Source organism: Jeotgalibacillus sp. 10bf12, assembly GCF_055597105.1.
In genome coordinates this window covers 3395695-3416682 of the sequence record NZ_CP200276.1, presented here as the reverse complement: position 1 = coordinate 3416682, position 20988 = coordinate 3395695, and the positions used below count along the sequence as shown (strand labels likewise).

The 20988-nt window shown below is 42.1% G+C and carries 16 protein-coding genes, 1 pseudogene and 1 riboswitch; of the genes and pseudogenes, 10 read left to right on the top strand and 7 right to left on the bottom strand.

What is annotated here, in order from left to right; translation table 11 throughout:
• Positions 1-55: 55 nt before the first annotated feature.
• From DH10bf12_RS17830 to DH10bf12_RS17820, 3 genes are all read right to left on the bottom strand, one after another.
• Positions 56-1387: an alkaline phosphatase gene (locus DH10bf12_RS17830; protein ID WP_471736554.1), complete on the bottom strand. Its 1332-nt coding sequence runs from the start codon at positions 1385-1387 to the stop codon at positions 56-58.
• Positions 1388-1644: 257 nt separating this feature from the next.
• Positions 1645-2175 carry a CueP family metal-binding protein gene (locus DH10bf12_RS17825; RefSeq protein ID WP_471736553.1) on the bottom strand — a complete coding sequence of 177 codons (531 nt, stop codon included), beginning with the start codon at positions 2173-2175 and terminating at the stop codon, positions 1645-1647.
• A 278-nt stretch (positions 2176-2453) separates the two neighbouring features.
• Entirely contained in the window at positions 2454-4610 is a 2157-nt protein-coding gene (locus DH10bf12_RS17820) for a 5'-nucleotidase C-terminal domain-containing protein (protein ID WP_471736552.1), read from the bottom strand.
• 471 nt (positions 4611-5081) lie between these two features.
• Here DH10bf12_RS17820 and DH10bf12_RS17815 point away from each other — a divergent pair.
• Together DH10bf12_RS17815 and DH10bf12_RS17810 are read left to right on the top strand one after the other, a co-directional pair.
• Positions 5082-6244 (top strand): IS3 family transposase gene (locus tag DH10bf12_RS17815; RefSeq protein WP_471736551.1). Its coding sequence is split into 2 segments (ribosomal slippage): positions 5082-5358 and positions 5358-6244, totalling 1164 coding nucleotides; the frame shifts between segments, so codons are not numbered across the junction.
• 58 nt (positions 6245-6302) lie between these two features.
• Positions 6303-7861, top strand: a protein-coding gene (locus DH10bf12_RS17810) for an IS3 family transposase (RefSeq protein WP_471736550.1) whose coding sequence is annotated in 2 segments (ribosomal slippage) — positions 6303-6945 and positions 6945-7861 — 1560 coding nt in all. Because the reading frame shifts where the segments join, the coding sequence is not laid out codon by codon here.
• 151 nt (positions 7862-8012) lie between these two features.
• Here DH10bf12_RS17810 and DH10bf12_RS17805 read toward each other — a convergent pair.
• A pseudogene (locus DH10bf12_RS17805) lies at positions 8013-8333 on the bottom strand (CAP domain-containing protein); the annotation flags it as partial.
• Positions 8334-8345: 12 nt separating this feature from the next.
• Positions 8346-8762 carry an S-layer homology domain-containing protein gene (locus DH10bf12_RS17800; RefSeq protein WP_471736549.1) on the bottom strand — a complete coding sequence of 139 codons (417 nt, stop codon included), beginning with the start codon at positions 8760-8762 and terminating at the stop codon, positions 8346-8348.
• 344 nt (positions 8763-9106) lie between these two features.
• Here DH10bf12_RS17800 and DH10bf12_RS17795 point away from each other — a divergent pair, with 344 nt between their 5' ends.
• From DH10bf12_RS17795 to DH10bf12_RS17785, 3 genes are all read left to right on the top strand, one after another.
• Positions 9107-10090 carry an ABC transporter substrate-binding protein gene (locus DH10bf12_RS17795; protein ID WP_471736548.1) on the top strand — a complete coding sequence of 328 codons (984 nt, stop codon included), beginning with the start codon at positions 9107-9109 and terminating at the stop codon, positions 10088-10090.
• A 61-nt stretch (positions 10091-10151) separates the two neighbouring features.
• Positions 10152-11066 (top strand): ABC transporter permease, encoded by a 915-nt coding sequence (locus DH10bf12_RS17790; RefSeq protein ID WP_471736547.1) that lies wholly within the window; start codon positions 10152-10154, stop codon positions 11064-11066.
• A gap of 6 nt (positions 11067-11072) precedes the next feature.
• The gene (locus DH10bf12_RS17785) at positions 11073-11867 is read left to right on the top strand and encodes an ABC transporter ATP-binding protein (protein ID WP_471736546.1); all 795 of its coding nucleotides are present in this window, start codon (positions 11073-11075) and stop codon (positions 11865-11867) included.
• A 151-nt stretch (positions 11868-12018) separates the two neighbouring features.
• Here DH10bf12_RS17785 and DH10bf12_RS17780 read toward each other — a convergent pair whose 3' ends face one another.
• A complete protein-coding gene (locus tag DH10bf12_RS17780) occupies positions 12019-13197 on the bottom strand; it encodes a GTP-binding protein (RefSeq protein ID WP_471736545.1) in 1179 nt (392 codons plus the stop codon).
• Between the two features lie 201 nt (positions 13198-13398).
• Here DH10bf12_RS17780 and DH10bf12_RS17775 point away from each other — a divergent pair, with 201 nt between their 5' ends.
• The 5 genes from DH10bf12_RS17775 (at position 13399) to DH10bf12_RS17755 (ending at position 19585) form a co-directional block, all read left to right on the top strand.
• Entirely contained in the window at positions 13399-14598 is a 1200-nt protein-coding gene (locus DH10bf12_RS17775) for an MFS transporter (RefSeq protein ID WP_471736544.1), read from the top strand.
• A gap of 175 nt (positions 14599-14773) precedes the next feature.
• A complete protein-coding gene (locus DH10bf12_RS17770; RefSeq protein ID WP_471736543.1) occupies positions 14774-16150 on the top strand; it encodes a YjiH family protein in 1377 nt (458 codons plus the stop codon).
• Positions 16151-16238: 88 nt separating this feature from the next.
• A complete protein-coding gene (locus tag DH10bf12_RS17765) occupies positions 16239-17423 on the top strand; it encodes an aminotransferase-like domain-containing protein (RefSeq protein ID WP_471736542.1) in 1185 nt (394 codons plus the stop codon).
• Between the two features lie 71 nt (positions 17424-17494).
• Positions 17495-18307: a glycosyltransferase family 2 protein gene (locus DH10bf12_RS17760; protein WP_471736541.1), complete on the top strand. Its 813-nt coding sequence runs from the start codon at positions 17495-17497 to the stop codon at positions 18305-18307.
• Between the two features lie 129 nt (positions 18308-18436).
• Positions 18437-19585 carry a Gfo/Idh/MocA family protein gene (locus DH10bf12_RS17755; RefSeq protein WP_471736540.1) on the top strand — a complete coding sequence of 383 codons (1149 nt, stop codon included), beginning with the start codon at positions 18437-18439 and terminating at the stop codon, positions 19583-19585.
• A gap of 106 nt (positions 19586-19691) precedes the next feature.
• Positions 19692-19785, top strand: a riboswitch (cyclic di-GMP riboswitch).
• A gap of 427 nt (positions 19786-20212) precedes the next feature.
• Here the strand turns inward: DH10bf12_RS17755 and DH10bf12_RS17750 are convergent.
• Positions 20213-20719: a YehS family protein gene (locus DH10bf12_RS17750; RefSeq protein WP_471736539.1), complete on the bottom strand. Its 507-nt coding sequence runs from the start codon at positions 20717-20719 to the stop codon at positions 20213-20215.
• Positions 20720-20988 lie beyond the last annotated feature (269 nt).

Below are 20988 nucleotides of genomic sequence, written 5' to 3'. Positions count from 1 at the left end.
CATAGCATTAAAAAAGCAGGGGGGGAACCCTGCTTTTTTCTTTTAAATGGAATCCTTAGAACTCAATCTTCATCGCCTCGCCCATCAGCTTCGGCAAGTCAGTGTTATCAAGCAGTCCTGAAAATTTATGTGCCTGCGCTCCATATGCATATACCGGCACATCAGTACCTGTGTGTGCAGAAGTCGTCCAGCCGACAAGTGCACGGTCACTGATGACTTCGTTGATTGCAACTGCTGCATCATCAGCTTCTGTAATTGCTGCTTCTTCTTTTTCAGTCAATTCGATATTCGCATATTCTTTTAATACTTCACCTGCATTTGAACGATCTTCATTCAGTTCAGCAGCCATTGTATCTCCGGTTGCTTTTACATCGTGAAGGACATCAATGTTCAGGTCATACTCCCCGTTTGATCCGACTGACATGCCGCCGGTTTCATGGTCGCCGGCAACTACGACAAGCGTATTTTTGTCTTTTTTCGCATATTCAATTGCAGCTGCTACGGCTTCGTCAAATGCTTTTGTGTCATTCATTGCCCATGCTGCGTCATGTGCGTGACCTGCCCAGTCAATTTGTGACCCTTCAACCATCAGGAAGAATCCGTCTTTATCCTGTTCAAGTGCTCCAAGTGCTGCATCGGTCATGTCTGCAAGGCTTGGCTGGTCAGTTGCGCTGCGCTCAAGTTCCGGAGCCATTGCATCGTCTGCAAATAGTCCGAGCAGCTTACCACTTTTAGCAGCAGAAAGTTCGTTCAGATCCGTCACATATTCATAGCCATCTGATTCTGCAGAATCAATTAAATTTAGCTCAGGCTGCTTGCCGCCTTCAGATTCAGGCAGGAAGTAATCGCGACCTCCACCAAGGAGAACGTCAACGCCATTTTCAAAATACTGCGGAGCAATTAAAGCCTGATCACCGCGTGATTCAACGCTCGATCCAAATACGGCCGGTGTTGCATGTGTAATTGTAGAGGTTGCGACAAGTCCTGTCGATTTACCAGATGCCTCAGCCGCATCTAAAATCGAATCAACCTGCTCACCATCCGGGGTCACACCAACCATTCCATTATTCGTTTTTTCACCAGTTGCCATCGCAGTGCCCGCAGCTGCAGAGTCTGTCACTTCAGTATCCGCAGAGTAGGTCTGCATTAACCCTTTTACATAGGGATCAAATGAAGACTCCTCACCTTTAAACCAGCGATAGTTTGTTGCATAAGATGCATTGTAACCGTCCGGGATCATATAAATCACATTATGTACTTTTCCATTTCCCTGTCCGGCCCAATCCGGCTTACCCGACGCAGTCGTTTCTCCGTCCTGAGTACCAATCGCAATCCCCGATAAAACTAATCCTCCTGAAAGTGCAAGTAAAGCTGTCTTTTTCAACATTTTCCTGTCTCCCTTCAAAATAGCTTACGGTTAGAAGGTTAACAGAGAATTGTAAAGATACAATAACAGGAATGTAAATTTGGAGAAAGATGGAACTAATGGTCCTTTTGATGTCATTATATGGATTTTTATTAGTGATACAGAGAGGTGGAGGTATATATATCATATATGAAATTTATTCCATTTACATACAAGAACCTACGTCCTCCTGTATCAAAAAAACTGCCGGCAAAAACACCGGCAGCTCACTGTATACCCTATTTCAACTGCATAGTCGTAATACAAGTAGGATCATCTTCGTAAGTTGATATTTCAGATTCTACTGTTTTACCGCTATGTTCGATTTTGATTTGATAAGTGTCGTTTCGAGGTAACCAGAGGTCGATAAAGCCATTTTCAAAGGTTGTCATTTTTTCATCGACAATGACATTCCCTTCAGAATCTTCGATGTATACGTCAAATGTTTCTTCAACCATTTCTCCCTGACAGCCTGTTAGACTGTGATAGGTGCAGTGGTGGGTCTCATTAACATAAGGTGCAATTGAGACAAAGAAGTCTTCGTTTGAAACGTCATACACAGACTCGCTTCCGTCTTCTTCAGTCACAATTAACTGTTTTGCATTGATGGCAGCCTGTTCTGCCTGTACTTCGCGGGTGCTGAAATCATTAACAAGTGCTTTAATATCAATTGATTCATCAAGGCTTTGAGAGGTATGATCACTATCTCCGCTACAAGCCGCTAAAACGGTAGCAAATAGTAATAAAATAATGAATGATTTTAATTTCATTTTATGGCACTCCTTATTTAGATTGATATACCCTATTATAGTGTATAAAAATAGATTTCAAATAGGGGACGGAGTTTTGACACAGAATGTTAGGTGATAAAGCAGGGACGGAGGTAAGGGGTAGATATGGGGTGTTTTGCATAAAAGATACAGCAACCTCCGTCCCGCTGTATCAATTGAATTCTCCACCTGAAAATAAAAAGAGCAGAAGGATTAAATCCTCTGCTCTTTCTTACTTCCACAGCCGAGTTTTACATCAGCATTCTTTTTGCATTTTCTTACTGAACTACATCGCGGAAAACAGAAGTCATTTTCGCTGCTTCTGCACGGCTTGAAGAGTTAGCAGGCAGGAACTGATCGTTTCCGTATCCATTAACGATTCCTGTTTCATAAGCCATTGAGATCGCCTGAAGTGTCTCTTCATCTACTTTTGAAAGATCTTTAAAGTAGTTAGTGTTTTCAGGAACATAGGTAGAGCCTTTTTCGCTGTTATAGGCACGGTATACCATAAGAGCAAATTGTCCTCTCGTTACCTTATCATTTGGCATGAAGTTTCCTTTATAGCCAATAACGATTCCGTTTTCATAAGCTGCAGCAATTTCTGCTTTCGTTGCATCCGGAAGTTTTCCAAGGTCAGCGAAAGGTGCTTCAGATTCTGCAGTAAGACCAAGGCTGCGGACAATTAATGATGCTGCCTGTGAGCGGGTTAAAGAGCTCTCTGGTGCAAAAGCATCAGCACTAACACCTTTAATTAAGCCGCTGAAATACAGATCTTCAATATAAACGCGGTACCATGAATTTAATTGAACATCTTTAAATGGTGTTAATGGAATAATACGGCTTTCAAGGGCAGGTGCAACGCGATCAAGAGAAGTGATATGATCGATAAACATTTGGTAATCCATAAATCCAGGCTCACTTACTCGCCCATCTGCGTACGCATTTGCAAATACAGTGTAGTTATCTCCACCTTTTGCAGTAAACACATTAGTTGCTACTTTATAATTTTTAGCAGGGTCAAGTTTAGTTCTTTCGCTGCCATTTACAATGTAAACATCTTTTACCTTAGATCCGGCAGATGCATTCGGGTCGAAGGTAAACTTCATCCCTGATACATGCATAAATGCACCCGATTCATTCGGATAACTTCGTACACTGTGTTCAAGGGCCTCAATAATTTCGGCTCCTGTCAGGTTCATAATGGCAAGGTCATTTCCAAAAGGCAATACAGTCAGTACTTCACCCACAGTAATTTCGCCAGCATCGATAGAAGCACGGATTCCGCCACCGTTTTGCATTGCAATCACGGTATCAGAGTCAATAGATTTCGCCTTTGAAAGCATACCATCTGTAATTAAGTTTCCAAGGTTTGTTTCCGCTGTTCGTACACCGCCCAAACCGCGTGTACCATCTAAGAATACTTCAGCTGTAGCGCCAGTTGCCTGTTCTTTTACAGCTTCAATTTGATCCGCATAAGGCTTTAGAAGCTCAAGTGCCTCAGCATTATCTTCAGCTTCCTCAATTGGATGCAATGTTGCAGTGTGAGCAGCAATCGCTCCATTTTCATCAAAGGATACATCAAGTTGCCCAAGGTTTTCATTAGATGAGCCTGCTTGAACAATTACAGTAAGCTCATCATGACCATCGTATACGCTGCCATTTTCTAAAGTGGAATGAGTATGTCCGCCAACGATGACATCAATTCCCTCTACCTCCTGAGCAAGTAGTTGATCATTGTCAACTGCAGCTGAATCATCAAAACCAATATGAGTTAATGCAACAATCTTATTAATTCCCATGTCTTCAAAAGCAGTGACTGCTTCTTTAGCAGCTTCAATGTAATTGCTAAATTCAATGCTTTCAGGGCTTGAAATTCCTGCAGTTTCTTCAGTGGTTAAACCAAAGATACCGATTTTCTCTCCATCTACTTCTTTTACAATCCCATTATAAATTTCACCAGGATTAAATTCTTCTGAATAAGTTAGGTTTTGAAGGCCGTCGAATAAGTTATCTTTAGAGAAATTTACATTTGTAGCAACAAACGGGAAATCAGCGCCTTTTACAAAATCAGCTAAAGCCTTATGACCCTCAGGGCTTGAGCCGAGATCAAATTCATGGTTTCCAAAAACCATCGCATCATACTTCATCAAGTTCATGAATTCAAGGTCAGCTGCTCCCTGAAACTCATTAAAATAAAGCGTGCCCGAAAAAACATCCCCTGCATCCAATAGCAGGTTATTTGGATTTTCAGCTCTTAATTGGTCTACCAGTGTTACACGTTTAGCTACATTATCCAGGCTTGCATGAGTATCATTTGTATGTAGAATACTCAGATCAAAAACACCATCATCAGCTTTTGATACTAGGGGCGGGACCCCAAACATACTTACAGTAAGGGCACTGGCAATTACAACCGTACTCATTTTTTTCTTCATTCGACACCATCCTTAAAATTTTTATAGCAGCATCATCATTATGGGTGGTTTCTGTTAACCTTATTATCTTTTTATGTAAAAACATTGTGAAGAAAACCACTATATGAAATGCTGTTACCTAAGAATATAGTAGCATTCAGAAATTGATCCAACAATAGAATTAACTGGTATATAGAAGGGGATATTTTCTGTAAATATCGTATTAGGTTGTATAAACCTTATGAAATAAAGACTTTTCATATAATATAAACTATTTTTTCTGTAAAAATTTTTTGCAAGATTAATTTAAATAGAAGCTTAGTTTTTAATAGTAAAAAGAGATTGAGACAATTTGATATGCTCCCTTCTAGGTAGACAGATTAAAAAACAAAAATCTGTTTGCCTAGTAAACTAACCTAGATTAATGGGACACAATAAAACACCTTCGAAATGGTACACTTGAACAAAGTACTAATTCGGAGGTGTTTTTGCATGGGCAAAAACGTGTATTCAAATGAGGTTAAGTGGGCGGTAGTCAAAGATAAAATGAGTGGTCAACTGACAAACAGCGAGATCATGGAGAAGTATGGGATTAAGAATGTGACTCAAATTAAGACGTGGATGAAATGGTACCGTGAAAATCAGATTCATCGCTTCGACCAGCCTATCGGAAAACAGTATACGTATGGTCTTGGTCCTGAAGATACGAGTTTAGAAGAGAAAAATGATCGAAAAATGAAGCACCTCACTCAGGAGAATGAAATCCTAAAAAAGTATTTGGAGATCGAAAAGGAGCTGAAAAAGAAATCGTCCTCCAACTAGTTCAAAAATTGAGAAAGAAATATACGGTGTCAGCTATCCTATCTGTCTTAAACGTACCTAGGTCTACCTATTACCGCTGGGCATCTGCCGAACCAGTCACATTATCTAAGGAAGAAAAGACAATTATCTACCTATGCGAAAAAACAAAATACCGATATGGACACCGTAAAATTAAAGAGTTATTAAAACGCGACTATCGCATCAAGCTAAATCGGAATACGGTTCAACGGATGATGCAGAAGCATCATCTTCAATGTAGAGTGAAAAAGAAAAGAAAGTGGAAATCTCAAGGTGAGTCTGTCATTGTCGCACCAAACTTATTACAACGAGCGTTTCACGCAAGCAGACCGAATCAAAAGTGGGTAACGGATATTACGTACATTCAATATGGATCCGACACTTTATATTTATCAACGATTATGGACTTGTTTAATAATCAAATTGTCGCCTATAAGTTGTATACACACCAGCAAATCCCTTTGGTTATTGATACATTAAATGAGGCACTAGAAAAGAGAGGTTATCCAACAGGGGTCATGATTCATTCAGACCAAGGAAGTGTCTATTCTTCTTATGCGTACCAAAATTTAATGAAAGAGAAACATTTGATCAGTAGTATGTCCCGAAGGGGAAACTGTTGGGATAACGCAGTCATTGAGTCTTTCCATTCAAATCTAAAATCAGAAGAATTCCAGTATGTAAAGTTTAATTCGTTGTCTATAGAAGCCGTAAAAGAACGGATAGATCAGTTTATGAAGTATTATAACGAAGAGCGTATTCAGGAAAAATTAGGCTACCATACACCAATAGAGTTTGGTGAAATGGCAGCCTAAGAGGGTGTTTTATTACTGTCTCATATGACTAGGTCAGTCTATAGGGGGAGTTTTTTCTATGTCTAATAAACGTTATTCTAAAGAGTTTAAAACTGACGTTTTATTGGCTTTTGATAAGAGGGAGTTTACTGTACAAGAACTTTGCGTACGCTTCGGTATTAGTGAGGAGTCGTTAAGGAGATGGGCAAAGCTTTATGAAAGGTACGGTTCAGAGGGCTTACAACGTTCGACCACATGGAAACCCTATTCAAAAGCGTTAAAAGAAGCAGCCGTGAAAGACGCTATTTCAGGTACCTTCTCTCAATCCGAGGTGATTGAAAAATATGAGATCTCAAGTAAAAGCGTCCTCGAAAAGTGGATCAACCATTATACTAGTCATAGAGAATTAAAAGATACTTCAAAGGGAAGGACGAGCTCTATGACTAAAGGAAGAAAAACGACTTGGGATGAACGCGTACAAATTGTACTTGATTGCCTGAAGAACGGGAAAGATTATCAAAAAGCAGCCTCTACTCATCAGGTTTCTTATCAACAGGTCTATCAATGGGTGAAGAAGTACGAAAATGGTGGAGATGAAGCACTCAAGGATAAGCGTGGTCATAAGAAAGAGGAAGATCAACTCACGCCAGAAGAGAAAGCGAATCTTAGAATGAAAGCGTTAGAAAGAGAAAATGACCGTTTACGTGCAGAGTTGTTATTCATAAAAAAGTTAGAAGAGATCGAAAGGAGGCGAAAATAAGTCAGATCCGATTTGAGGATAAGTATCTTGCGATTCAATCACTTTACCAAGAAAAAGGGTTAAGCATTTCCCTGCTTTGTGACATTGCCGGTATTGCACGATCTGCGTACTATAAATGGCTTAATCGTACCCCTTCGTTCAGAGAAAGACTGAACCAGAAAATCACTAAAGAGATCAAAGCGCTCTATCAAAAAGTAGAGGGCATATTTGGTTATCGTCAGATGACCCTTCATATGAATAGAACATTTGAAGAGACATTAAATCACAAGAGAATCTATCGGTTGATGAAGCTGGCTGGCTTACGCTCTGTCATTCGTGTCAAAAAGAAGCGATATAAACCCTCTGCCCCTCAACATGTGGCAGATAACGTATTGAACCGTGAATTCACAGCTGAAAAGCCGAATGAAAAATGGGTAACGGATGTGACGGAATTTAAATATGGTCAATCAAAGAAGGCATATCTAAGTGTGATCCGTGATCTGTATGATGGGTCCATAGTTAGTTACGTGCTCGGACACTCGAATAATAATCAACTGATATTTGAGACGCTTGACCAGGCAATCGTACGATTGCATCAAGATCACCCAATGATTCATAGTGATCGTGGGTTCCAATACACTTCGAAGAAGTTCAAGCGTAAACTAGAGGCGGCAGGGATGACACAAAGTATGTCACGGGTGGGACGCTGTATTGATAACGGACCAATGGAATCGTTTTTTGGCACGTTGAAATGTGAAAAGTATTATTTACATAAGTATCAGACCTTTGAAGAACTAAACATTGCCATAAATGAGTACATTTATTTTTATAACCATGAAAGATACCAAAAACGATTAAACGGCCTCAGCCCTATAGAATATAGAGCGAAAGCCGCTTAAATCATTTTTATTATTTCCACTGTCTACTTGACAGGGGGCAGTTCAATTTGCCTCAATCTCTTTCATTCGTTACTCTTCGCTTCAAGAGAGCTTTAAGATCCGGTCACCTCATGTTCATAAAATTATCGTTGTGTCCCAGATTTCATAATTTTTATTTTCCGATCAAAACTAATACATAGTAAGTACCATGGTCGCTGCCCTCAGCAAATCCTATACCAGCATGAGTATAGTTTCGATTAAGTATATTGTTGCGATGACCTTCGCTATTCATCCAGGCAGTTACAGCTCCGGACCCGGATTGTTGTCCAACTGCAATATTTTCACCAGCAGCAGCTCTCGACACGCCTTCTGTATCCAGCATGTGGAAAATGTAGCCGTACGTTGGAGAGTAGTGATCAAAGTATTGATTATCCCTCATATCGGCTGCTTTCAAGTAGGCAACTTCCTGTACATTATGTTCAATTTCTAAAGGTTTAAGACCATTTTATTTTCGTTCAGCATTTATATCATTTAACATCGTTTTAATAATTTCAATATTTTCACTAGGTAGATCTTCTTCAGGAATTGAAGGAGAAGCGTCATTTAATGAAAGAACACGGTAAAGAAAGGTTGCCATTTCGTCTCTCGTGATGCTTGCTGCCGGAGCATAGGAATTCTTTGTTTGTCCCGTGGTGATTTCATTTGCATAAAGCGTCCGGATAAAATCAGCTGCCCAATGAGAGGGTGGAAGGTCATTTAACGTATGGTTGGCAGTACCTGACAGCCCAAATCCTAAGATAAGAATTTTTGTTATCTGATCACGCTGTAGTGAAGCAGAAGGGTTAAATTTTGTATCTTTTGCAAAAATGCCTTCTTCAGTAAGAGCTGCAATAAATTCATAACCCATTAAAAGTTTAATCAACTATTCATATTCTAAACGAAGAGCAAAATGAAAAAAGGAATAATGGTTAAAATCTTTAAAAAGAATCTTTTTAACTATACATGTATGTAATTTAAGAAGTAGTCTTTTATCGTTATTATAGATTTTTTATACTACTTGATAACGATAGATAAAAAGAGGAGGGAGGTGTGATCTTATTGAATTAGAATGAAATGCATAAATGATACAGTCACCTCCGTCCCTCTGTATCATATTGAAAATCTCTTAAAAACCCATTGCACCATCCAAAAAATCATGTATAATAACTTTAACACATAAAAGCATAAAAGCGTCGAAGTGTAAAAGTGAATCAGGGGGTAATTGAGATGAAAAAGGTATGGTTGTCGGGTGCAGCGTTGTCTGCAGTAATGGTGTTAGCGGCTTGTGGTGATGAGACTTCTGAGACGTCGGCTGAGGACGGCGGTGAGGATTCATATACGATTGGGGTAACGCAGATTGTGGAGCATCCGTCTTTAGATGCTGCGACTGAAGGGTTTAAGCGTGCATTTGAGGAGGCCGGGCTTGAGGTAACATTTGATGATCAGGTGGCACAGGGTGATCAGAATAACAGCCAGTCTATTTCGCAGAAGTTTGTGGCGGACGGTGTGGATCTGATTTTTGCCAACTCTACACCGAGTGCACTGAGCTCGTTGAATGCGACGGCTGATATTCCGATTGTCTTTACATCGGTAACGGATCCGCTCTCTGCAAATCTGGTTGCGGATATGGAAGCGCCAGGCGGCAATGTGACAGGTACGACGGATATGCATCCAGATGCGATTACAAATACAGTTGAATTTATGACAGGCGAGCTTGATGTGAAATCGATCGGCATGGTGTATAACGCCGGTGAGCCGAACTCGGTTGTGCAGGTGGATGCAGTAAAAGAAGCTGTCGGATCTGATGTGACGGTTGAGGAAGCAGCTGTTTCAACTTCTGCTGATGTAAAGCAGGCGGCTGAATCGCTTGTTGGAAAAGTAGATGCGTTTTACATCATTACTGATAACACGGTCGTTTCTGCACTTGAATCTGTGATTGGCGTTGCAAATGATCAGGATATTCCACTTTTCGTTGGGGAGCTTGATTCAGTAGCGCGCGGCGGGTTTGCTGCATATGGTTTTGAATACGGAGATATCGGCTATGAAGCGGGTCAGATGGCAGTTGAGATTTTGACTGAAGGCGCTGATCCTGGTGAAATGGCGGTTCAGTATCCTGGCAATCTGAAGCTCATGATTAATCGTGATGCGGCTGAGGAAATGGGTATTGAAGTGAAGCCGGAGTGGGAAGAGATGGCTGAATTTACAGAGTAAACGCTATGAGCGGAGCGCGCTGCTTCGCTCTTTTTCATCAAATGGAGAGAGGAAGAGTTGTATGTGGATGTCCATTTTCACATCAGTTGAGGTAGGACTGATGTTTGCACTGATGGCGCTTGGCGTCTATCTATCGTTTAGAATTCTCGATTTTCCCGACCTGACAGTGGACGGGAGCTTTGTCACAGGCGCAGCAGTTGCGGCGATTATGCTCGTAAACGGAGTGAATCCGCTGATGGCGGTCGCAGCGGCATTTGCGGCAGGTTTTATCGCAGGCACAATCACAGGGCTGCTTCATACAGTCGGCGGAATTAATCCGCTTTTATCAGGGATCCTGATGATGATTGCGCTCTACTCAATCAACCTGCGTATCATGGGCGCACCAAACGTCTCACTGCTTGCCCAGGATCACCTGTTTACATGGATCCGCCAGGGCATCGGCGGCACGTGGGCCATCATGATTGTCATGGTTGCCTTCGTCCTTTTAGTGAAAGTCATGCTCGACTTCTTTTTAAAAACAGAGTTCGGTCTGGCGCTGAGAGCGGTTGGTGATAATTACCTGATGATCACATCATTCTCAGGCAATATCCACTTTTACAAAGTATTCGGCCTTGGTCTGTCAAACGGAATGGTCGCAATCGCAGGCGCGCTCGTTGCGCAGTACAGCGGATTTGCTGACGTCAATTCAGGAATCGGGATGATCGTGATCGGGCTTGCATCCGTGATCATCGGGGAAGCGATCTTCGGTAAAAAGACGATTATCCGCACAACGCTGGCTGTCATTGTCGGTGCGATTATTTACCGCATTATTGTCGCACTGGCACTGCGGGTGGAATTCCTTGAAACAGGCGATCTGAAGCTGATTACAGCAATCATCGTCATACTTGCACTCGTCCTGCCAAAAGCGATTGCCAAACAAAAAGAAACCATGCGAAAACGACAGCGCCGATTACGACTCAGCGCGCAGAAAGGATAGTGGCATATGCTTCAGCTGAATGATATATACAAAGTATTTAATGAAGGAACACCTGATGAAAAAGTGGCGATTGATGATATTACACTTGATGTGAAAAAGGGCGATTTCATTACGATTATCGGAAGTAACGGGGCCGGAAAATCTACGCTTTTTAACATCATCGCAGGGAAAATGTATCCTGACCTGGGCGATGTGCTGATCAGTGACCAGAACGTGACCGGGCTCCCGGAATATAGACGTGCCCGCCGCATCGGCCGCGTCTTCCAGGACCCGATGGCAGGAACTTCACCAACGCTGACGATTGAAGAAAACCTGTCGATTGCATACAGCAGAGTTAAGCCGCGTACGTTACGCCTGGGAGTGACAGCGAAAAGAAGAGCCTTTTTCAAAGAACAGCTTGAAACACTGGGCCTTGGACTAGAAGACCGTCTTCGTGCAAAAGTCGGCCTGCTATCAGGGGGCGAACGCCAGGCGCTGTCACTGCTGATGGCTACATTTACAAAGCCTGACCTGCTTTTACTTGATGAGCATACAGCAGCTCTAGATCCATCAAGAGCGGCACTTATCACACGACTCACCAAAGAAATCGTCGAACGCGAACAGCTCACCACTATCATGATCACACACAATATGCAGCAAGCCGTCGACCTAGGCAACCGCATCCTGATGATGGATAAAGGGAAAGTTATTTTTGAAGAGGAAGGTTCCCGTAAGAAGCATCTTACTGTAACAGATCTGCTGAATGAGTTTGGGAAGATGAAGGGGACTGAGCTGTCGGATCGGACGCTGCTTGGGGTTTAGGTGAAGCTGAGGGAGGGAGTTTCTAGTACCCTTGATAAGGAATGACCAAGATTATTTTAAAAAACACAGTAGGGACGGAGTTCAATGGTTCGTTTTAAGCAGTGCGCTAAAAATAGATCATTAAACTCCGTCCTCAGCTATATCTCAATCACTACTTTCCTGAAAAATCAGGAAACGGATCTTCCAGTTTGCGCCAATCAGATTTCAACTCTTCTTCAGTCAACAGGCATTGATCAAGCTCTTGAGTAATAGCCTCCTGATCAAGTCCGATACCGATAAAGACGAGTTCGTTCAGCCGGTCGCCCCATTCAGGATGCCAGCGGCTGCTCAGCTCAGGCTCATCTTTCAGTGTCTGCTGCTGTTCTTCTTCCGGTAAAGCAGCCACCCATGTGCCTGCAGATTGCAGCTGAATTGATTTCCCTGCCTGTGAAACAAGACCCGCTGACTTTTCTTTCGTAGCCAGCCAGAAAAATCCTTTAGATCGGACAATTTCTTCAGGAAGCTCACTCAAAAATTGATAGAATCTTGCCGGATGAAAAGGATGCTGCCTTTTATAAAGAAATGATGTAATCCCGTATTCTTCTGTTTCAGGAATATGCTCTTCATTCAGCTCCTTGATCCATCCTGCACCCTGACTGGCTTTTTCAAAGTCAAAAGCTTTTGTATTGAGAATATCCAGCGGGTCTACCTGACCGTAGGAAGCTGTCAGGATTTTTGCTTCGGGATTCAAAGTCTTCAGCAGCACCCTGATTGCATCCGCATCCTCAGCAGAAACGAGATCTATTTTATTTAAAATAATGACATCAGCAAATTCAACCTGATCAATCAGCAGGTCAGACACGTCACGCTCATCCTGCTCATCGTCCGTCTGCTTACGGTCAAGCAATGTCTCACCGCTCTCAAGATCATCAGCAAATCTGAGTGCATCCACAACAGTCACCATCGTATCCAGCCGCGTCAATTTGCTTAAATCAATCCCGGTTTCTTCATCTTCGTACACAAATGTCTGCGCAACAGGGATCGGCTCCGAAATGCCTGTTGATTCAATCACGATATAGTCAATTTCACCAACTTCAGCCAGCCGCTTCACCTCGATCATCAAATCCTCACGCAAAGTACAGCAGATACAGCCGTTCTGCATTTCCACAAGCGTCTCATCCGTCCGTGAAAAATAGCCCTTCTTCAGCTGCCCACCATCAATATTCACTTCACTCATGTCATTCACAATTACAGCCGCTCTCAAATCCTGCTTACTATGTAAAATATGATTTAACAAAGTCGTCTTACCCGCACCTAAATAACCACTCAAAACTGTAACTGGTATCGTCATGAAAATAACCCTCTCTTAAAACGTAATTATTACGATTTAAAGGATAACGGATTTTGGAGAGGATGTAAAGTGCTGCATGGGAGCGATTGTGTGATGTATCAAGTTGGATATTTGATCTATCCGTGACACAGCCATCCCGGTCCAGGTGTATTCTTCATGTATAATGGAAACATTATCAAGTTACTGAAAGGAGCCAGAACGATGTCGAATCACAGAGGACTTTCAACAGCATGGCAGATGCTCGGCTGGCTGCTTTTGGCGCAGGTGGCTGTTGCGCTTGTTGGGCGGTCACTTGCCCCACTTGGCCCGTTGATTGCAGAAGATCTGACACTGTCAAAAGCGCAGGTAGGCTTGCTGCCTTCATTTTTGTTTTTGGGACAGATGCTGGTCAGTATTCCAGCAGGGATGCTGACTGATAAAATCGGAACGCGGCGATTGCTGTTAATCGTGTGTCTTGTGCTTGGGACAGCTTTTCTGCTCGGCTCATTTGCATCAGGCTTTTATATATTGCTGTTTTTTATCATGCTTGGAGGTATGGGATACGGCGCGACGCATCCAGTCACAAATCGCGGCATTCTTTATTGGTTTCCGGCTAAAAGAGGAACAGCGATGGGGATTAAGCAGATGGGCGTTACATTCGGTTCAGCCCTTGCAGCGATTGCCCTTTTACCGCTTGCAGTTGCATTCGGATGGCGGGTTTCGATGGCCATTGCTTGTGTGGTGCTGATGTTAAGCGGCGTGATTGCGTTTCGCTTTTATAAAGAGCAGCTCGCTGAAAAAACAGCCAGTGAGCCGGCAGTTAAAGGGAGTATGCTCGGAATTATTACATATAAACCACTACTTTTGATCAGTTTAGTTGCGCTGATTTTAAACGGTTCGCAAATGAGTGTGAATACATATTTATTATTTTTCGTGACAGATGAACTCTTTTTCAGTCTGGCACTTGCAGGATCGATGCTTTTATTATCTGAAGCAAGTGGTTCGTTCGGCAGAATTATCTGGGGATCAATCAGTGATTCGCTATTTGGTGGAAAAAGGTTCCCGGTTCTAATGATTATCATTGCGACAGCTTTGACCGGAGCGCTCGGCATGGCGTTTTTAACAGATGGAATTCCGGTTCCTCTGCTAGTAGCGGTTGTCGTCATTCTTGGATTTGCCGTATCAGGCTTCAATGGACTTTGGATGAACATCGCTACAGAACTGACCCCCAGACAGCAGGCAGGCGCAGCAAGCGGAGTCAGTCTGACAATCGGATCAGCAGGCGTCATTATTTTACCGCCACTTTTCGGCCTGACGATTGATATGAGCGGGGACTTTCAGACTGCATGGTTATTGATGGCAGGGCTGCTTGGTGTAGCTGGGGTGCTGGCGTTGGTGCTGAGAAGGCTGAAAGGATTTTAAGGGGGGATACGGGACACATCGTGGACTGAGTTGAGTGATTCATTTTTGGAATGATTTTAAAAGTGGTGCACTCAACTCCGTTCCCGCTGTACCTTATAAAATAACCGTTGTATTTTTATACATAAAAATGATAATATATAAAACATCTTAGTAGCGGATTGTGAGGTCATTAGAGATGGAAAGAATAAATAGTGGGATTGAAAAAATGAATACTTATTCTGCAAAGCAATATATGAAGTTTTGGTTACCTTCTTTAATTGGGGTATTACTGTTTCTTGTACCCGTAAAGTTTGATGGAAAAGTGACGATTGGACTTGGCATTTTAGCAGATAGTCTGCAGGGTGCGATTGCAGCTTATATTCCAGGTTTTATGACGTTTGTGCTTGTGTTATCGGCACTGGGGAGTCTGTTCATAAAACTGCCGGCACTCAGTGGGGTCAGACAGCAGCCGGCAGTTGCCCTGCTGTTTGATGTTGCACCTTTTTGGATGTCACTGCGTATCATCGGTGCGCTGTTTGCACTTGCAACGCTATTTGAAGTGGGACCGGAACTTGTCTGGTCACCGGTGACAGGACAGGTCATGCTGTATGACTTGATTCCGGTACTGATGGTGTGGTTCTTGTTTGCATGTTTATTCATGCCGCTTCTTTTAGAATTTGGGTTAATGGATTTTATCGGGACGATCGTGCGAAAAGTGATGGTGCCGCTTTTTACATTGCCGGGCCGTTCGTCGATTGATGCGCTGGCATCCTGGATGGGGAGCGGGACGGTTGGCGTGCTGCTTACAACGCAGCAGTATGAGTCAGGCTATTATACAAAGCGTGAAGCATCCGTTGTTGCGACGAACTTTTCGATCGCTTCAATTGCATTCAGCTTAGTCATTGCACGATTTTTAAATATTGACGGTATGTTTGTTCAGTTCTATTTTACCGTGATTGTAACCGGTGTGATTGTGGCTGTCATTTGCCCTAGAATTCCACCGCTTTCGCGTAAAAAGGAAACGTATTATGAGCCTGTCGGCAAGCAGATTGAAGAGGTTGTGCCGGAGGGCGTTTCAAATTTTAAATGGGGTGTGGAGAAGGCGGTTGAAAAGGCGGATCAGGTGAAGAGCTACCGCGGTGTAGCGAAAAAAGGAATCGTAAATGTACTTGATATCTGGTTTGCACTGATCCCGCTTGTGATGGCGATCGGAACCTTTGCGCTGATCATTGCTGAATTCACGCCGGTATTTACGTACCTGTCTTACCCGTTTGTGCCACTGCTCGAGCTGCTCCGAATTCCTGAAGCACAGGCGGCAGCACCTGCAATGATCGTGGGCTTTGCAGATATGTTCCTGCCGGCAGTGATCGGCAGCAGTATTGAATCTGAACTGACAAGATTTGTGATTGGCGTATTATCACTCACACAGCTGATCTACATGTCAGAAATCGGCGTACTTTTAGTCAAATCAAAAATTCCGATTTCAATTTGGGAGCTGTTTGTCGTATTTCTTCAGCGTACGATTATCAGCCTGCCAATCGCAGCGTTAATGGCTCATCTATTATTCTTTTAAAAAGTATCCGGAGGAGCTGCAGGCTTCACCGGATTTCTTTTTGAATCATTGTTATACTGACCATAATAGAAATAGGGAGTGAACAGGTATGGACTATACAAAATATTTTTCGCAGGATATCACATCTGCTGTAAAGCACGACCCGCCAGGTGCATGGATGCCGGTAGTACCGGATGGCTGTGTGCGTCTGAGCTCAGGCTTTCCGGATGCGTCACTTGTGCCGGTAGATGGAATACAGCAGGCAGTCACACGTCTGCTAAATGAAGAACGCGATCTGCCGCTTCATTATATAGGCAGTCCAAAAATTGACCAGCTTCAAACATGGCTGGCTAACCGCATGAATGAAAGACAAATACATATCAAACAGGAAGAACTGCTCGTCACGTCCGGTGCCTGCCAGGCGATTGATCTCATTGCACGTATCTTACTTGATGAAGAAACATATATCATTGTAGAATCACCGACCTACATGGAGGCGCTTGAAATTTTTCAGAATTATACTGACAGGATCCTCAGCGTACCAGTAGATCAGAACGGTATGGACACAGAGAGACTCGAAGACCTGCTGGCTGAAAGAAAGCGTGAAAATAAGCCGCTTCCTAAAGTACTTTATACGATTCCGGCTTTTCAAAACCCGACAGGCACTACGCTGTCGATTGAACGGAGAGAACATTTACTTAAACTTGCTGCAGCCTACGACTTTTTAATTATGGAAGATGATGCTTACGGAGAACTCTATTTCGACCAGCCGGTCAGCTCATTAAAATCAATGGATCATGAAGGTAGAGTGTTTTATATCGGTTCGCTTTCCAAAGTGGTTGCACCAGGTATGCGGGTAGGATGGATCGCTGCTGACGCTGAATGGATTCAGACACTGTTCCGTTTTAAAAAAGATCTGGATCATCCATTCGCACAGTCAACGATGGCTGCTTTTCTTGAGGACGTTGACTGGACAGGACATCTGGCAAACCTCCAGAGGGTTTATCAATCTAAATGCAACACTTTGCTGAACGCGCTCAAAGAACATATGCCTCAAGATGTCACATGGACACAGCCTAAAGGAGGCTACTTCGTCTGGCTCAATATTCCGGGAGCAGATACCGCCGTACTTTTGGAAAAAGCGACTGAGGCAGGCGTATCTTACATTCCTGGAAAATATTTTTACCTTCAGCAGGAAGAGGGACTTGAGCAGCTAAGGCTGTCGTTTAGTGCTGCTGGTGAAGAAGAGATTGTTGAAGGGGTAAAGAGGCTGGCTGAGGTGATAAGAGAGTAGCTGTTTAAAATTTTTACACAGTAATCCGGTTAAGTGATACGATAAAATAAAATTTTAAAAGGGTGCTGTCTATGAAAGCTCAGTCAGTTTCTGTCGTGATTCCAACCTATAACCGGCAGCCGTATTTGAGAGAATTATTGACTTCTTTACTGACTCAAACGGTTCAGCCTGATGAAGTGATCATTGTAAATGATGCGGGAGAATGTGTAGATGAATTGCTGGACGAGTTTCCCACTCTGCCCATCCGGATTGAACATCTGCCGCAAAATGTACTCCATGTCCATGCAAGAAATCACGGAGTTTCGCTCGCTGTCTCTGAATATATTATGCTGATTGATGATGATGACTGGATTGTGCCTACACATATTGAAACAATGCTCAGGGAAGTTCAGGGGTATGATCTTGCTTATTCTGATGTGGAGATTGTTGAATATCAACTCTTACATGGATCAAGGGTCCCGGTTGAAAGAATGTTATTTGCTTATCAATATGACTTGGCTGAAATGAAGAAGTTCTCGACCTTTGTACCGTCGGGCTGTATTTATAAAAAAATTTTACATCAACAGATCGGTCTTTTCGATCCGGAGGTAAAGAACTATTGGGACTGGGACTTCTTCCTGAGAGTAGCTGAGGCCGGTTCGGTTAAAAGGGTACCAATCGCAGGCGTCATTTATGATTTTACACCCGGCGGGCAAAATCAGTCAGCGAATCTCGAAGGTATGAGAACCTACCTTGATCGCTTGAGTTTTAAGCATTCACTTGGATTCTTACCGGTGAAAAATTTTAAGCTTCTATTAAAAGAGCCTGATATTATTCTAAGGCAGGCCCCTTCACAGATTGTGTGGAATGGTAAGATGCCGGCTATATCAAAGGTTGGGCAATAAAAATGCTTGTTGAATTTACATTCAACATGCATTTTTTTATTTATACGACCAGACACCTGAGATGCGCTGATTTTCCTAAATTATGCTAAAATTAATAATCGGAATATTCATAAAAAGGAGATCTGTATAATGAAAAAATTGATTCGTGCTGCTGTCATCGGCACAGGTTTTTCTGCAATGGCTCATCTGGAAACGCTGAAAAGGCTGCCAGGGGTTGAGGCAGCTGGGATTGTGTCGAGGTCAATGGAAAAGGCTGAGCAGATTGCGGCTGAGTACAGGCTTGCATTTGCATATGATGATGTTGATCAACTTTTGGCTAATCCTGAAATAGAAGTCGTACATAACTGTACACCGAATGTGATGCATTACGAATTAAATAAAAAGATTCTTTTGTCAGGCAAGCATGTATTGTCTGAAAAACCGCTGGCTCTTAATAGTGAGCAGTCAGCAGAGTTACTTCAAATTGCAAAAAAATCAGGACTTGTTCACGGAGTTTGTTTTAATTATAGACATTATCCAATGGTTGAGGAGGCACGTGTTCGCATTGCAGCTGGAGAACTTGGGCATCCGCATTTAATTTCAGGCGGTTATCTACAGGACTGGTGTCTGTACGATACTGATTACAGCTGGCGGATGGATCCAGATTTAAATGGTGAGTCTAGAGCAATTGCGGACATTGGTTCACACTGGTGTGATACGATGCAGCATATTCTCGGTAAACGGATTGAGCGGGTGATGGCTGACCTCACAACGCTTCATTCAGTAAGAAAAAAACCTGCTAATGGAGTCAGCTCCACGTTTTCAAATGAATCAGCCGGTCAATATGAGCAGATCAGGATTCAGTCTGAAGATGCCGGGAATGTACTTGTTCAATTTGAAGGTGGAACGAAAGGGATGTTTAACGTTTCACAGGTCACTGCAGGAAAAAAGAACAATTTGCATTTTACCATCTCCTTATCAGAAGGTTCATTTGAATGGGATCAGGAAAAGCCAAACCGATTATGGATCGGTAAGCGCGATGAAGCGAATCAAATGCTGATGAAAGACCCCTCACTATTATCAGAAAAAGCGGGTGCCTATGCCCATTTTCCCGGGGGACATCAGGAAGGATGGCCGGACTGCCTGAAGAATTTGATGATTTCTTTTTATAAAGGGGTCGAGCACACAGGTGAAGCGGGTTATTTTGCCACATTTGAGGATGGGCATTATAATATGAAAATTGTTGATGCGATTTTAAAGAGCTCATATGATCAAAAATGGGTAAGTATTCAACTATGAATGTTTAATGAAATCCACTGCATAAATTGTAAAAAATTTATATGTTAAATTTATAATATTTATTGTTCTAATAGTCCCCTCAGGTTATAATCATTTATACAAAACTTCTCAAAAAAGGCAAGCATAGCGAAAGCTGTGTACGCAAAGTTACAGGTCTACAGCAGCTAAATATGAACTGCCAGGATGGCTGAACTGCCAGGATTTATTCTGATAGACGAGAGGTACGTCTGAAAGGGTGAATGTAGATGAAGTTGCGTTATTGGGTAGATTGCCGGCTAAAGGGAAAGCATCGTTACAGCTTGTATGATGGAAGATGTATTGTTTGTAACAAAAAGCAGCCAAGCAAGTCTGTACGAGCAAGGTAACTGCCAAAAAGTCGTTGGGACACTGGGTTAAGTCAATTTGTTACTATATTCATTGGTTTTAGAGCCCATATATACTTCATCTTTCTAATTGATTTTTATACTATGGGGAAATTAGGGGCGTTCAACGATCGTATTCTCGTTGGACATATGCTGAAAAGTAGAAAACACTTGGAATGTAGAGGTAAATATACCCACTTCCAAGTGTTTTTTATTTAAAATCATAGATAAAGAAATGGATTACATGTTCCTATTTATAAGCTATTCAATCGATTTCCCGGTACTTGATTGTCAGACCCTTAATAAAATTTCTGGCGTATTTATCGCCACAAGGTTGATAGTTTTTATGCCCTTCTTTTCTAAGTAAGGCTCCCAACTCGCCTTTTGATACATTTAGTCCTGCCAGTTCAAATATATGAAGCATTTCTTCACTTGTTAAGGACAGAGCAATTTTCACTTTTTTTAGTAACACATTGTTTACACTGGCATGATTCTTAATTGATCTATCAGGTTTTTGGTCAGGTCTGGCCCCTCTTTTGAAAGAAATAAATCCATTTAAAAAAGATTCGAGCATAGAATTTGTACATTTAATAAAAGATTCAGTCTCTAAATATTCATCGCTTTCGTCATCTTCGTAAGGATCCTTTGAAAGAATTTTTAAGACGTCATCTTTAGTTAAATCAAGGTCACCGAGTTTGAAAATCTCGACCATTTCAGTGTTTTTAAGGTCCAGGGCATATCTTAATCTGATTAAAATATCATTGTTAGTCATTAAAAAGCTCCTTTTCAGTTGATTCATCTTGTATAGTTAGTTGATTGTATCAGGAAGTACATTTGAGTACCATACCTGACAATGACATTTAAGTAGATTTAAAATTTAGTATAAAATTTTATAAGTATATTATACATTTTATTGGAATATTTCGGATTCAAGATTTTTACTTATTTGTGCTATAGTGAAACTGAATTTTTAGACATTGTATAGAGCATTGAACAAAGCAACTGAAACCTTACTGATTAATTCATTCTTGATAGTAAATT

Excerpts from the sequence above, each read along its gene's own strand:
- DH10bf12_RS17795 (WP_471736548.1), top strand. The coding sequence starts at position 9,107 with ATGAAAAAGGTATGGTTGTCGGGTGCAGCGTTGTCTGCAGTAATGGTG.
- DH10bf12_RS17770 (WP_471736543.1), top strand. The coding sequence starts at position 14,774 with ATGGAAAGAATAAATAGTGGGATTGAAAAAATGAATACTTATTCTGCA.
- DH10bf12_RS17790 (WP_471736547.1), top strand. The coding sequence starts at position 10,152 with ATGTGGATGTCCATTTTCACATCAGTTGAGGTAGGACTGATGTTTGCA.
- DH10bf12_RS17760 (WP_471736541.1), top strand. The coding sequence starts at position 17,495 with ATGAAAGCTCAGTCAGTTTCTGTCGTGATTCCAACCTATAACCGGCAG.
- DH10bf12_RS17825 (WP_471736553.1), bottom strand. The coding sequence starts at position 2,175 with ATGAAATTAAAATCATTCATTATTTTATTACTATTTGCTACCGTTTTA.
- DH10bf12_RS17780 (WP_471736545.1), bottom strand. The coding sequence starts at position 13,197 with ATGACGATACCAGTTACAGTTTTGAGTGGTTATTTAGGTGCGGGTAAG.
- DH10bf12_RS17775 (WP_471736544.1), top strand. The coding sequence starts at position 13,399 with ATGTCGAATCACAGAGGACTTTCAACAGCATGGCAGATGCTCGGCTGG.
- DH10bf12_RS17830 (WP_471736554.1), bottom strand. The coding sequence starts at position 1,387 with ATGTTGAAAAAGACAGCTTTACTTGCACTTTCAGGAGGATTAGTTTTA.
- DH10bf12_RS17820 (WP_471736552.1), bottom strand. The coding sequence starts at position 4,610 with ATGAAGAAAAAAATGAGTACGGTTGTAATTGCCAGTGCCCTTACTGTA.
- DH10bf12_RS17765 (WP_471736542.1), top strand. The coding sequence starts at position 16,239 with ATGGACTATACAAAATATTTTTCGCAGGATATCACATCTGCTGTAAAG.
- DH10bf12_RS17750 (WP_471736539.1), bottom strand. The coding sequence starts at position 20,719 with ATGACTAACAATGATATTTTAATCAGATTAAGATATGCCCTGGACCTT.
- DH10bf12_RS17755 (WP_471736540.1), top strand. The coding sequence starts at position 18,437 with ATGAAAAAATTGATTCGTGCTGCTGTCATCGGCACAGGTTTTTCTGCA.
- DH10bf12_RS17785 (WP_471736546.1), top strand. The coding sequence starts at position 11,073 with ATGCTTCAGCTGAATGATATATACAAAGTATTTAATGAAGGAACACCT.